The 13,452-nt window shown below is 70.6% G+C and carries 11 protein-coding genes; 8 read left to right on the top strand and 3 right to left on the bottom strand.

Features of this window, described 5'->3' with window-relative positions:
• Positions 1–9 precede the first annotated feature (9 nt).
• Positions 10–786: a fumarylacetoacetate hydrolase family protein gene (locus tag ACZ6QO_RS19260; RefSeq protein ID WP_465852362.1), complete on the bottom strand. Its 777-nt coding sequence runs from the start codon at positions 784–786 to the stop codon at positions 10–12.
• A gap of 321 nt (positions 787–1,107) precedes the next feature.
• Between ACZ6QO_RS19260 and ACZ6QO_RS19255 the strand changes: the two genes are divergently transcribed.
• From ACZ6QO_RS19255 to ACZ6QO_RS19230, 6 genes are all read left to right on the top strand, one after another.
• A complete protein-coding gene (locus tag ACZ6QO_RS19255) occupies positions 1,108–1,497 on the top strand; it encodes an antibiotic biosynthesis monooxygenase family protein (protein WP_465852361.1) in 390 nt (129 codons plus the stop codon).
• A 200-nt stretch (positions 1,498–1,697) separates the two neighbouring features.
• A complete protein-coding gene (locus ACZ6QO_RS19250; protein WP_465852360.1) occupies positions 1,698–3,398 on the top strand; it encodes a heparinase II/III domain-containing protein in 1,701 nt (566 codons plus the stop codon).
• Between the two features lie 486 nt (positions 3,399–3,884).
• Positions 3,885–4,571 (top strand): hypothetical protein, encoded by a 687-nt coding sequence (locus ACZ6QO_RS19245; protein WP_465852358.1) that lies wholly within the window; start codon positions 3,885–3,887, stop codon positions 4,569–4,571.
• 5 nt (positions 4,572–4,576) lie between these two features.
• Positions 4,577–6,871: a M48 family metalloprotease gene (locus tag ACZ6QO_RS19240; protein WP_465852357.1), complete on the top strand. Its 2,295-nt coding sequence runs from the start codon at positions 4,577–4,579 to the stop codon at positions 6,869–6,871.
• Between the two features lie 102 nt (positions 6,872–6,973).
• Positions 6,974–7,555: a TetR/AcrR family transcriptional regulator gene (locus tag ACZ6QO_RS19235; RefSeq protein WP_465852356.1), complete on the top strand. Its 582-nt coding sequence runs from the start codon at positions 6,974–6,976 to the stop codon at positions 7,553–7,555.
• 247 nt (positions 7,556–7,802) lie between these two features.
• Complete coding sequence (locus ACZ6QO_RS19230) at positions 7,803–9,317, top strand: nitrilase-related carbon-nitrogen hydrolase (protein ID WP_465852354.1); 1,515 nt, start codon at positions 7,803–7,805, stop codon at positions 9,315–9,317.
• A gap of 100 nt (positions 9,318–9,417) precedes the next feature.
• Here the strand turns inward: ACZ6QO_RS19230 and ACZ6QO_RS19225 are convergent, their stop codons facing one another.
• Positions 9,418–9,969 (bottom strand): ATP-binding protein, encoded by a 552-nt coding sequence (locus ACZ6QO_RS19225; protein WP_465852352.1) that lies wholly within the window; start codon positions 9,967–9,969, stop codon positions 9,418–9,420.
• Between the two features lie 149 nt (positions 9,970–10,118).
• Between ACZ6QO_RS19225 and ACZ6QO_RS19220 the strand changes: the two genes are divergently transcribed.
• Together ACZ6QO_RS19220 and ACZ6QO_RS19215 are read left to right on the top strand one after the other, a co-directional pair.
• Positions 10,119–10,964, top strand: coding sequence for a helix-turn-helix domain-containing protein (locus tag ACZ6QO_RS19220; RefSeq protein ID WP_465852350.1), 846 nt, complete (start codon positions 10,119–10,121; stop codon positions 10,962–10,964).
• The gene (locus ACZ6QO_RS19215) at positions 10,957–11,160 is read left to right on the top strand and encodes a DUF397 domain-containing protein (RefSeq protein ID WP_465852349.1); all 204 of its coding nucleotides are present in this window, start codon (positions 10,957–10,959) and stop codon (positions 11,158–11,160) included. Before ACZ6QO_RS19220 ends, ACZ6QO_RS19215 begins: the two co-directional genes overlap by 8 nt.
• Before the next feature lie 397 nt (positions 11,161–11,557).
• Here ACZ6QO_RS19215 and ACZ6QO_RS19210 read toward each other — a convergent pair whose 3' ends face one another.
• The gene (locus ACZ6QO_RS19210; protein ID WP_465852347.1) at positions 11,558–13,396 is read right to left on the bottom strand and encodes an AfsR/SARP family transcriptional regulator; all 1,839 of its coding nucleotides are present in this window, start codon (positions 13,394–13,396) and stop codon (positions 11,558–11,560) included.
• Between the last annotated feature and the right edge of the window lie 56 nt (positions 13,397–13,452).

The raw sequence follows: 13,452 nt of genomic DNA, 5'->3' as shown, positions 1-13,452 counted from the left end.
TCCTGGAGATCAGTCACGGGAGACCACCCGATTGGTGAGAGTGCCGATGCCTTCGATGCCCACGCTTACCTCGTCGCCGTCCTCCAGCGGGCCGACCCCCTCGGGCGTGCCGGTGAGGATCACATCGCCCGGGATGAGCGTCATGACGTCGGTGATGTAGGCGATCAGCTTCGGGATGTCGTGGATGAGCTGGGATGTGCGCGCGCTCTGCTTGAGCTCGCCGTTGACGGTCGTCGTGATGGCCAGGTCCGCGGGATCCAGTTCGGTCTGGATCCACGGGCCGAGCGGGCAGAAGGTGTCGAAACCCTTGGCCCTGGTCCACTGCCCGTCCTTGCGCTGCAGGTCGCGGGCGGTGACGTCGTTGGCGCAGGTGTAGCCGAAGATCACCTCGTGGGCGCGCTCCACGGGCACCTCGCGGCAGAGGCGGCCGATGACCACGGCGAGCTCGCCCTCGTAGTCGACGCGCTCGGAGAGCTTGTGCGGGTAGGCGATCGCCTCGCCCGGGCCGATCACCGACGTGGACGGCTTGCTGAAGATCAGCGGCTCGGCCGGCGGCTCGCCGCCCATCTCGCGGGCGTGCTCGGCGTAGTTCTTGCCGATCGCGATGACCTTGCTGGGCAGCATCGGCGTCACGAGGCGCACTTCTTGCAGCGGGAAGCGCTCACCGGTGAACTGGATCTCACCGAACGGATGCCCGGCGATCCTGGAGATGAACTCCTCACCCTGAGTGCCTTCGACCACGCCGAACGCGACCCCGTCACCTGTTGAGAACCTTGCGATACGCACCCCACAAGGCTAGTGCCGCCCGGCGGGCGACGCGGACACCTTTATCGGCCGTGGCGAGACCACCTGGTGGGACGCGACGCGGACACCTGACCGGCCGTGCCGAGGACACCTGGCCGACCATGGAGCGCGCCCCTGGCCGGTCGTGGCGCGGACACCTCGCCGGACGCGGCGCGGAACCTTGCCGGACGCGGCGGAGGGATGCTTCCACGATGGTGGAGGGGGCGGATCATAGGCTTGCCCTACCGGGGCTCGCGCCGTCCCGCGGCGGGAGCGGCGGACGGCGGGCGGCCCCGGCCGGAGATCCCCTGGCGAGGAGTGGACATGTCCGTTGTGAAGATCAATGTGCTGACTGTGCCCGCCGAGATGCGGGAGGAGCTGGAACGCCGGTTCGCGGGCCGCGCGGGCATGGTGGAGGCGTCGGACGGCTTCGAGTGGTTCGAGCTGCTACGGCCCGTGGGGGGCACCGACCGCTACCTGGTGTACACGCGCTGGCGCAGCGAGGAGGACTTCCAGCGCTGGCAGCAGAGCCAGGCGTTCCAGCGAGGCCACGCCCAGGCCGCCGCCGACGCCGCCGCCGCCGCCCAGGGGCATGGCCACGGCCAGGGCGCGGGGCACGGGCAGGGGCACGGGCACGGTCAGGGCCCGGCGGCGGCCGACTCGGAGCTGTGGACCTTCGAGGTCGTCCAGAGCGCCGGCCGCAAGGACTCCTGAGCCCGGACCCCGGCACGGCCGGGGGCGTCGCCGGGGCTGGACGAGACCGACCCGAGATCGGGGCGATAGCTGGGAGAAGACTGAGGGCGCGGCATCTGGTTGTTAACGATGCGGCGTAAGGGGCGGCGGCGACTTGACCTGTTCGTCATGATTCGGACAGCATGATCCGCCCCCCGTCACTGGTCACGGAAGGAACTGGCGTGCGTCGCCGGACACGAGCCCTCGGATTTCTCACCACCCTTCTGCTGACCGGGGGCTGGATCTTCCACGCCGCGCCCGCGGGCGCCCGCGGCGGCGCCGAGGCTTCCGCCGTGAAGCCCAGCGCCGAATGCCAGGGCGACTGGCTGCCCGCCACGCCCACCTCCGCCCAGGTCATGTCCGGAGAGGTGCAGTTCCTCGACCTCCCGTCCGTCAAGATCGGCAAGACGATCAACTGGCGGTGGAGCCCGTACAAGAACCGCTCCTGGGACATGGTCTTCTCCTCCCTGCGCTGGGTCGGCAGGCTGGTGGCCGACTACGAGACCTCCGGTGACGAGAAGCTGCTCGACCGCGCGACCGAACTGGTGAAGAGCTGGGTGGAGAGCAACCCCCGTGGCAGCTCGCGGGCCAGCGTCTACGCCTGGGACGAGCACCCGATCGCGCTGCGCGCCCCCGTCCTCGTCTGCCTCAGCCGCCACGTCAAGGCGTCCTGGCTGACCGGCAGCCTGGTCGACCATGCCAAGATGCTGTCCAACCCGGCCCTGTACGAGAAGGGCCACAACCACGGGCTGGACCAGGACATCGCGCTGCTGCGCATCGGCTGCCGCACCGGGCACAAGGAGTGGACCGACCTGGCCATCCGCCGCATGACCGGCTCGGTGAAGCTCGACATCGACTCCCAGGGCGCGTTGCAGGAGCAGGCCCCGCGCTACGGGATCTACGTGCACGAGCGGCTGAAGGTCGGCATGGAGGCCATCTCCGACTGCGGCAGGAAGGTCCCCTCGGAGATCGAGAAGCGCTGGGAGTCGCTGGAGGCGTACATCACCCACGCCACCGAGCCCAGCGGGCACATGGTCCCGATCGGCGACGGCGGCGCGGACGTCAAGCCGTCGGGGTACAAGCACTCGAAGAAGACCGTGCAGGTCTTCCGGTCCGGCTACGTCTTCGGGCGGACCGCGTGGGACAAGCCCGAATCGGCGTACTACTCCATCCGGTTCGGTCCCGGCCTGAAGTTCCACGGGCATGAGGATCACCTGGGCGTGACGTACTACGCGCAGGGTCACGACGTGCTGGTGGAGGCGGGGTTCCACTCCTACGAGCGGACGGCGTACCGCTACTGGACCATGTCCCCCGAGGCGCACAACGTGCCCGTCGTCGTGGGCAGGCCCTTCCGTGGGCGGACGGCGACGTCCCTGGTCCGCTCGTCGGTCAAGAGCGACCGGCAGGCGTACAAGCTCACCGACAAGGCCTACGGCGTGAGCCGGAACCGCTCGGTGCTGGTCAACCACGGGGACGACCTGATGGCCGTGTACGACACCGTGGCCTCCGGTGCGCGGGTGCGCGGCTACTGGCATCTGGACCCGGCGCTGACCCCGGTGTCCACCAGCGGCGGGCGTGTCGTCGTGAAGGACAAGTCGGGCTGGAAGGCCACCCTGGTGCAGGTGGCCATGCCGTCCTGCAAGCCGATCTCCGGCCTGTCGGTCGTGCGCGCTCAGTCCAACCCCTACCAGGGCTGGATCTCGCCGTCGTACATGCGGAAGGTGCCCGCCTCGGTGGTCGTCTCCCCCGCGACCGGGTCGCTGCTGACCATCGTGGTCCCCGGCACCGGCGAGCCCGACGTCACCTGCTCGGGCACCCGGGTCACCGTCAAGACCTCCGACGGCGAAACCTCCTTCCGCGCCTCCGCCGGCAACCTGTCCTGAGGGAACGGGAAGCGTTCTCTGATCATCCACGGGCCGATCCCGGCGACCTGGCAGTGAAACGGGGCCGCGTCGCCGCGGCGGAGTGCTCCGCGGGCGGAGCCGGCCTGTCCATCCGGCCGGACTCCGCTCGGGGTATCCGGTCGGCCGTATCGAAGATTGCGCGCGCGAAATCCCGTTGATCATCTGGGCCGCCACCTCATCGCAAACACGGCATAGGTGGCATATCGCCGAGGAATCCCACAGGTGATCGACCCCGCCCCGGGTCCGAAAAGCCCGGCGCCGAAAGAGGCGGACGCGCCGCGCCACGGCAAGCCACGCCAATCGCCTAGTCTTGGCTATACCACTTCACGATGCCGCAATGGCCAGAAACTTCCATCTTTCCCGTCATTTCCTGTAGTCAGCTAAACAACACGAGCGTCGCGTCCGGCAGGCCGGAGCCGCGTCTCGTGGTGGACCTCGGCGCACGCATTCCCCATAGGAGCTGAAATGCTCAGAACACGACGTGCCGCAGTCACCCTCCTCTTCATCCTTGGCATCCTCACCAGCCTGCCCCTGCCATTCGCGGCCGCCGCGACCACGGCGGAGCCGCCCCTGTCCGCCGCGGAGCAGAAGCGCGCCCTGCTCGTACCGGGCGATCTCGGCAAGCAGTACATCGGCGAGTACGCCACCATGTCCTTCGTCACGATCTTCACGCGGATGGCCCAGGTGACCGGGCCCGCGTGCGCGACCGCTCTGCGGGCCTTGACCAGTGCGTACGCCGGCAAGCGCGACGGCGTGTACCTGGGCGACACGACGAAGCAGACGATCATCATGCACGCGGTCACCACCGGACCCGACGCCACGCTGAACGCGCTGCTCAAGGCCACGGCGAACGTCGGCCGCGCCTGCGACGGGACCCGCAGCACGCGCAGCTCGGTGACGATGCTGATCAGCCGCCGCACCGTCCCCGGGGCGGCCGGGACCTCCGCGTTCAGCTTCACCGGCAGGACCGGCGCGAGCGTGGTGTCCATCGACTTCGCCACCACCAAGGTCAAGTCGGCGGTGTCGACCGTGCAGAACATGAACATCGGCCGGACGGACGGCTGGTCCGTCACCTCCTCCGCCGTCACTCTCGCGGCGGCCAAACTCTCACGCGTGGCGCACCCCTGGCGGACACGTTCACCCGCTGCCTGAACCAGATGTCGGTACGCCTCGGGCTCGCCGCCCTGGCGGCGGTGCTGCTGCTGGCGCTCGCCACCTTCGCCGTGTACCTCCTGATCCCCCGGCTGATGCTGCGATCAGGCGTGCGGCCGCTGTCCTCCCTGGCCGGCGAGCCCTGGGCGCCCGGCGTCGTCCCGGTCATCGAGGCGCTCGTCGCCCGGTCCGGGGTGCGGGCCGAGATCTACGTGGCGTCACTGCGCGGCACCGCCGACGCCTGGTCGTTCGGCCGGTACCCCCGCTACCGGATCGCGATGGACCTCGGCCTGATCGCGAAGGGTCCGGCGGCGGTGGAGACCGTGCTCGCGCATGAGCTCGCCCACGTGCGCAACCGGGACATCGACATCACCTACCTGGCGGTCGCGGTCTGGTGGGCCTTCGTCGCGGTGGTGGCGGTTCCCGTGGTCGCGGTCGCCGTGCAGGAGCCCGCGCTCGGCCTGCACCTCGGCTGGCGCCTGCCGATCCTGCTCGTCGCGCTGTGGTCCGCCCGCGCGTCGGTGCTGCGCACCCGCGAGTACTACGCCGACCTCCGCGCGGCCGAGGAGCCCGAGATCGGGCCGAGGCTGCTGGCGCTGTTCGCCGAGCCGGCCCCCCTGCCGCGTTCGCGCTGGTCACGCCTGGCCCGGCTCTACCATCCCTCCCACTCCAGAAGGGCACGGGTGCTGAAGGGGGCGCCGCTGCTGTTCACGATGGGCGTCTGGGAACCCGCCGCCGTCGGAGCTCTCGTCGGCCTCGGCTACTCTCCGGCCTTCGACCTGGTGTCGCTGGTGTTCCCGAACATGCCCGAGGCGCACCTGAACGGGTGGATCGTCGGCGTGCCCTTCGGCGCGGTCGGCGCCATCGGCCTGGCGGGGCTCGTCTGGCGGGCCGCCCTGTACGCCTCGGTGCGCGAAACGCCTTCCCCGCCCCTGTGGCGGGCCTCCGCGTCGTTCGCCGCCGGCCTGCTCGCGGCTCAGATGTTCCTCCCCGACCAGGCACAGGTGGGCACCTGGAAGACGCTCATCGGCGATCACTGGGGCGTGGCGCTGGTCATGGCCGCCCTGATCCTGGCCGCCGGCCACATCTTCCTCAGGTGGGTCATGCTGTGCGCCCGCCTCTGGCTGACCGTCACCGACACTCCGCGCCGCGCCTACGTCGCCGGCTCCACGGTGGCGGCGGCGGTGTTCGCGGTGTGGCTCGCCGTCTGGTTCAACGGGATCTCGGCCTTCCACTCCAGCGCGCGGCAGTGGGATCAGTTCCTGCTGCTGACGCTCGTAGAGACGGTCAACCCGGTCGTCCTGCTGTCGGTGATCTGCTGCTGCCTGCTGGTCGCCATCCTGCGCCGCCATCTGCTGATGCGGGCGTGGCTGGCCGCCGCCGCCGCACTCGGGGTCTACGGCGTCCTGGTCATCCCCTTCTACGGTCTCGCCCGGCGGCTGGACGCCGGCAAGCGCTACACCGACTCCATGGACTTCGCCACCCTGCCGCTGGCCGGCGTGATCACGCCGGGCATCGGCGCCGTGGTGGCCGGGCTGCTCGTCGGCGGCGCGGTGGGCGGTCTGCGGGGCCGCACGGACACGGCGGGACGGTCGCTGGCCGTCACCGGTCTCGGCCTGGCCTTCGCCGCCCCCGTCACCGGCGTCGTCTACGTGGTCCACGGGACGGCGATCAGCTGCGGTGCCGGGCGCATCGTCTCGTGCGTCGGTGACCGGCTGTTCAACCTGGAGTTCTACGGCGGCCTCAACCTGTTCGGCTACGCGATCACGGCGCTGCCGGGGCTGATCGCCGCCGCCCTGGCCTACCTGGTCACCGCGCGGGCACGGCGCCGCGCCACCTCGGCCGGCACACCGGCGGCGTCCGACGGGCGCCGGTCCTCGCGTGTCATGGCGGTCGTCGCGGCCGCGCCGCTCGCCGTCTTCGTCCTCGCCGTCGGCTACCTGACCTCGTGGACGGACGGGAACTGGGACGCCTCCGAGGAGACCAAGGCGACGATGTCGCTGACCGCGGACATGGCGTCGGGGTTCTACATCCCCACAGCCGAGACCTGCCCCGAGCTCATCTCCGCCAACAATGGATCGGCGGGCGCTCTCCAACTGCTCGGCGACGCCGTCGGGCAGGGGTACATCGTCAAACAGTCCCTGGCGATCAGCCTGGCCGCGGCCAGCGACGACGAGGTGCTGAGGCGGATGGCCGCCGAGGCGGTGGACGCCGTGCTGACCGACCGTACCTCGCGCTCCGCCAACATCGTCCTGGCCGCGACGAACTACTGCTGGTTCCTCCCCAACCTGCGGTCGTGACCCGGAGCGGGCCCTGTCTTCCGTCGACGTTGGCCCCCCCGCGGCAGGAGCTGAACCGCGCTGACGTATACGGCGTATACATCAATAGTATACAGTGTATACATGATGGACGGGCAGACCGCTGAGCGCATCGCGGCGGCGGCGCGGGCGATTCTGGTCGAGAAGGGGGCGGCGGCCGTCAGCATGCGCCGGGTGGCCGAGGCCGTCGGCGTCACGCCGATGGCGATCTACCGCCACTACCCGAACAGGAACGCGCTGCTGCGGGCCGTCGCCGAGACGTCCTTCCGCGATCTGGCCCAAGGATGGGGCGGGCGCAGCCGGGGGGACGACTGGGACGGCCGGATGTTCGGGCTGCTCGACGACTTCCTCGACTTCGCCCTCGGCACGCCGCACCTGTACCAGTTCCTGATGACGGACGAGCGGGACGAGGCGCGGCTGTTCCCCGAGGACTACCGGAGCGGCGACGCGCCCCCGTTCAGCCAGATCGTCCAAGGCATCGAAGAAGGAATGCGCCTGGGAATCCTGCGGCCGGACGACCCCCTGGAGGTCGCCCTGGCGATCACCGCCCAGACCCAGGGGCTCGTGCAGCTGTATCTCGGCCGGCGCATCGGCATGTCGGAACAGGACTTCCGCTCCCTGTGCGAGCGCTCGGCCAGAAGGATGCTCGATGGACTCAAGACTTAGCCCGACAGACAGGCTGCACGCCACATCGGCGACCTCCCACACCAGCACAGACCAGCCAGAACCCGCCCATACCAGCCCAGAACCCGGGCACACCAGCTCACCCCCCACCACACCGGCCCGGACCCCGGACACCGGCTCGTACCCCGGACACACCGGCTCATGGCCTGGCCGTGCCGGTGCGGGGACGGCTCCCGCCGCCTCTTCGAGGAGCGGCGGCTGGTCGTGGGCGGCGTTGGTGTGCTCGGCGGTGCTGCTGTACTTCGGCACCGGCCTGGCGCCCGTCGCGGCGCTGACCTGGATCGCGCCCCTCCCCGTCCTGCTGCTCGCCCCCAGGGTGACCGCGCGGCGGGCCGCGGCGGTCGCCTTCCTCGCCTACCTGCTCGGCGGCGCGAACAGCTGGGACTACCTGCTGCGCCCGCGTCCCTCGCTCGCGATCCCGCTGCCTGCGGCCCTGAACATCCTGATCGGCGGTTCCGCGCTGTTCGCGGCTGCGGTGCTGCTCTTCCGCGTCCTCCTCGTCCGGGGGTGGGCCGTGACGGCCGCGTGCGCGGCTCCGGCCGCGTGGGTGAGCGCGCTCTATCTCACCTCGCTGGTCAGCCCTTCGGGCGTCATGGGCACCCTGGCGACGACGCAGGCCGACGTCACTCCTGTGGTGCAGATCGCCTCGGTGACCGGGTTCTGGGGCGTCGAGTACCTCGTCCTGCTGGCGCCCTGCGCGATCGCCGCGTCGCTGACCGCCGGCGTCCCCGCCGCCGCGCGGCTGCGCACAGCAGTGACCGGCCTGGTGGTCCTTTCCCTCGCCCTCGGATACGGCGCCCTCCGCCTGCAGGGATCACCCGGCGCCTCCGCGATGCGGCACATCGCCGTCGTCGTGCGGGACCAGAACCACTGGGCCACCGATATCGCGACCCCAGAGGGCCGGAAGCTGGCCGCGGCCTACGCGGATCGGATCACCCGTCTCCCGGACGGGGTCGAGATCGTGGTGCTGCCCGAGGCCGGATTCGCGGCCGACGACGCGAGCCTTCCCGCCCTGCTCCGGCCGATGGAACGGGCGGCCCGGGCCCGGGGCGCCGACATCGTGGTCGGCCTGATGCACACCACCGGCGGCGTCCGGTACAACGCGGCGCTGGCCGTCCCCGCCGCCGGCGGCGCTCCCGTCGAGTACCGCAAATGGAACGTCGGCGTAGACCCGGACAGCCGTCCCGGCCACGACCTCGCCTTCCTGCCGGGCAGGCCGTGGGCGGGGATGGCGGTCTGCATGGACGTCAACTTCCCCGACCCGGCGCGCTCCTACGCCGCCGCCGGCGCGGGCCTGCTCGCCGTCCCGGCGTCCGACGAGGACGTCGACGGGTGGCAGCACAGCCGTACGGCGCTGCTGCGCGGCGTGGAGAACGGCCTGGCGGTGGCCTGGTCCGACCAGCGCGGCCTCCCGATGATCTCCGACCCCTGGGGCCGGGTGAACGCCGAGACCAAGACCATGACCGGCACCGAAACAGGAATCGAAACAGTCACCGCAACCGGCACCGCGACCGGCATCGCAACCGGCATCGGCACCGTCGCCGGCACCACCTTCGCCGTGGCTTCCGCCGCCGTGCCCTCCGGCCCCGGCGCCACCCTCTACACCCGTTTCGGCGACTGGTTGCCCTGGCTGTGCCTCCTCGCGACCCTGGCCGCGCTCCTCATAACGGCCGTCGTCCATCCGGCGCAAAGGCGGCGGGCCGGGGCCCCTGACCTGCTTCCCACCGACCGTTCCCGTCCCTGAGAGAATCACCACGCCCCATGCCCGACACATCCATTCGAGACATGACGCCCGACGACATCCTCGGAGTGTCGACCGTCCGCGTCACCGGCTGGAAGACGGCCTACGCGCCGCCCCCGGTGCCGGGCTCGGACGGGGCGGCGGCACGGATCGGGGGGAGGGACCCGTCGGGGCTCGCCCGCGATGGGTCCTCCGTGCCGCCGCCCCCGCTGGAACGGGGAACGAACGACGATGCGGTGCCGTGCTCCACGGTGCCGCCGCTCCCCCGCTTGTATCTCACGTCGAACCAGACCGTGCGCCCGGCGTCGTCCTCGTACACGTCCCACTGCTGCGAGATGAGGTCGACGAGCATCAGTCCCCGGCCTCCTTCCGCGAGCGTTTCGTCGCACACGCGCGGCGCGGACTCGCCTCCGGCGTCCACGACGTCGACGTGGATGAAGTCATGGCAGTCGGCGATGGCAAGGGTCACCCTTCCGCCGTTCCTGGAGTCGGAATGCAGGATCGCATTGGTGACCACCTCGGAGACCAGCAATGTGACGTCGTCGATGGCCGGATGAGCGGCGCCGAGTTTCAGCCTTACGAACTCACGCGCCTGTGACACCGACTCCGGAGAGCCGACCAGCTCGGTGACGCCCAACAGCCGACCTGTCGCCATGCGCGAACACCTTTCCTCCACCGGGAACGTTTACGCGTCCTGAAGACTTCGCCTTACCAGAATGTCAACGTGCGGCTACCATCGGTAGTGAATTCGGCTCACACCCCAGGCACAATAGGGGTGACCCAGGGGGTGAGGCGTCCACCCGAATGCCATTCCCCCGGCAAGTGAATATGACGTTTATTAATGAGATAGATCCCCATGACTCACCGCGCGCCCTATTTGTCTTCGAGCTACGTCGGTACAGGGCCGCAGCCAACCTCACCCAGAAACAGCTCGCCGAACGCGTCGGGTTCTCCGAGTCCATGATCGCCATGATCGAGTCCCTCAAGCGGGCCCCGTCCCAGCGCTTCGCCGAACTGTGCGACGAGGCCCTGCACCTTGATGGCGCCATGAAAAGGCTCTACACCGCCACCACCTGGTACAAGGCCCCCGAACACTTCAGACTGTGGCTCGAAGAAGAACAGGACGCCACAGCCCTACGGGGCTGGGAGCCCGTCCTCATTCCCGGACTACTTCAGACAGAGGCATATGCAAGAGAGTTGTTCGCGGCGGAGCCCGGCATCGGTAGCGATGAGATAGACGAACGCATCGCGAGTCGCATGCAGAGGCAGGCGGTCCTCGATCGAGACGATCCCCCGTTCGTCGTGGCCCTGATCGACGAAGCCGTCCTTCACCGGCCGGTCGGTACCGCCGAAGTGCGTAAGGAACAGCTGATCCACCTGTTGGAGGTGGCCCAACATCCGCAGGTGACCATCCAGATCGTGCCTCGCGCAGCGCGGGCGCTCTGCGGATTGCTGGGCGGATTCATCATCGCGGAGCGCAATGGCTCCTCGTACGCCGCATACGTGGAAGGACAGCCCAACGGACGCATCGTGGATGATCGTCCCACGATCGTCAGATTGCTCCGCAGGTATGACGCTCTCAGCTCCGAGGCCGTACCGTACAGAGAATCGCTCAAGCTCATACACGAGGCGGTGGACCAGGATGCATGATCTTCGGGACGCTCGGTGGCGGAAGAGCACCTACAGCGGCGGTGACGGCGGCAACTGCGTCGAAGTCGCGTCGAACCTCTCCGGCGTCGTCGCCGTAAGGGACACCAAGACCGCTGCCAGCCCTGCCATACTGTGCACGTCCGACGGCTGGTCGGCATTCCTGAACGGCATCAAAGATGGTGCGCTCGACACGTGAACCAGACAGGTCTCACGTAACACGCATTCAACCAGATGCGGCGGCACCAATAGGGACAGAAAAGAGCCCTTGCCCCTGGCAAGGGCTCGCCCCATTTGAAGGACCCGCACCCCATGCGCCGCAGACCGGTTTCCCGCCGCAAACGGCGCCGTATTCACCGTCCCACGACCCACCGTACCGGCGCCGATCAAGCAGCGGCAGTGCGACGATATGGCCTCAACCACCCGACGCGGTGTGCGGCCCCGACCACCGGCCCCGGTGCGCGCCCCGACCACCGGCCCCGGTGCGCGCCCCGACCACCGCACCCGGTGTACGACCTCGATCACCCCGACGCGGTGCGGTGGGCCGGGGAGCACGAGACGAGCAGCCCCTGGTCGAAGGCCGTCGTCAGGTCGTCTCAGGCTTCGACGCGGATGGGTTCTGGGGCGGTTCCGTGGAAGCGGGCGAGTCTGGTGAGGGCTGCCCGGGCCGTCTCGGGGCCGTCGTCGAAGGCGCGGCTGCGGGCGAAGATCCACAGCGGCTCCTGGTAGTGGTACCTGTCGAGGTCGCCGGGTTCCAGCAGGTGCAGGTCCACGAGGGACTCCAGCAGCGCGGCGGTGTGGCCGAGCGGCAGCTCCAGCACGGCCGCGGCGGCGCCGAGCGAGATCTCGGGCTCCTCCGCCATGGACAGCATCCGGAACGCGCGCGCCTGCGCGGGCGACAGCCGCTCCATCACCGACATGTACGGCCGTTCGATGGCCCGGCACTCCTCGGGGAGCACCGGCGAACCGGCGGCGGGCCTGATGAGCCGCCGTCGCGCCTCGGCGATGCTCCAGCCCGGCCGCGAGGCGACGCGCGCGCCGATGGCCTGCAGCACCTGCGGCAGGCCGGCACTGCGCCGGACCAGCTCGCGCAGGTCCGCCGGTTCCGGACGCGTCCGCTCCGCGCCGATGAGCCGTTCCAGCAGCGCGATCGAGTCGTCCTCGCCCAGCCCGGCCAGCCGCAGCCAGTCGATGGACGCCAGGCCGTACAGCCGCTGCCGCGCGGTGATGACGACCGCGGGCCCGCCCGGGCCGGGCAGCAGCTGCCGCACCTGCTCGGCTTCGCGGGCGTCGTCCAGCACGACGAGCAGCCGGCGGCCGGTGGTGAGCGTCCGCCACAGCGCCATCCGCTCGCTGAACGAGCCGGGCAGCCCCGCGTCCAGGACGCCGACGCCGCGCAGCAGCTCGGCCAGCGGCTCTCCGGCGGCGCCGAGATCGACGAACAGCTGGCCGTCGGGGAAGTCGGCGGCGACCGCGTGCCCGAGGTGCACGGCGAGAGCGGTCTTGCCGACGCCCGCCAGTCCTTCGACGCCGGCCACCGGGACGCTGGCCCGGGACGGGGTCAGCGTGGCGGCCATGCGGGCCAGTTCCTCGTCCCGGCCGACGAAGTCCGGCAGGTCGGGCGGCAACTGGGCCGGGCCGTGGGAGGCGGCGGCAGCGGCGGGCGCGGGCGCGGCGGGGGCCAGCAGCGCCGGGTCGGAGGCGAGGATGCGGCGCTGCATCTCGCGGAGATCCGGCCCCGGATCCAGGCCCAGCTCGTCGGCGAGCAGCCGCCGGATGTCCTCGAACGCGGCGAGCGCGTCCGCCTGCCGGCCCGACCGGTAGAGCGCCAGCATCAGCAGCTCGCGCGGCCGTTCGCGCAGCGGCTGCTCCGCGATCACCTCGGCGAGCTCCGCGGCGGCCTCGACGGGCCGGCCCGAGTCGATGTCGGCCGCCGCCAGGTCCTCGATCGCCGTCAGCCGAAGCTGCTCCAGCCGTACGCGTTCGAAGTCGGCGTAGTCCCCGTTCACGCCGGCGAGCGGGGTGCCGTGCCACAGGCCGAGCGCAGCGCGCAGCGCGGCCGCCGCCGCTGGGGCGTCACCGGCCCGGCGCGCCTCCCTGGAGACGCCGATGTGCCGCTGGAACTCGGTGAGGTCGAGGTGCTCGGCCCGCAGCGCGTAACCGCCGCCGACCGACTCGATGACCGCCGCCGGGCGGCCGGGGTCGAGCACGCGGCGCAGCCGCGACATGTAGGAGCGGACCACGCCGACCGCGGCCCGGGGCGCGGCGCCGCCCCAGATGGCGGCGATCAGCTGGTCGGGCGAAGCGGGCAGGCCGGCCTGGAGCAGCAGGATCGCGAGGATCGCCCGCTGCTGCGGGCTGCCAAGGTCGATCTCCCGGTCGCCGCGCCAGGCGCGCACCGGGCCGAGCACTTCGAAGCGCAACCGCTCCGCCACCAGGGCCTCCCCCCGACCGACCGCCTGGACGTCTGCGGCAACGACCGGAATGTGAC

The organism is Sphaerisporangium sp. NPDC049457 (assembly GCF_055586705.1).
This window is presented reverse-complemented; position numbering and strand designations above follow the sequence as displayed.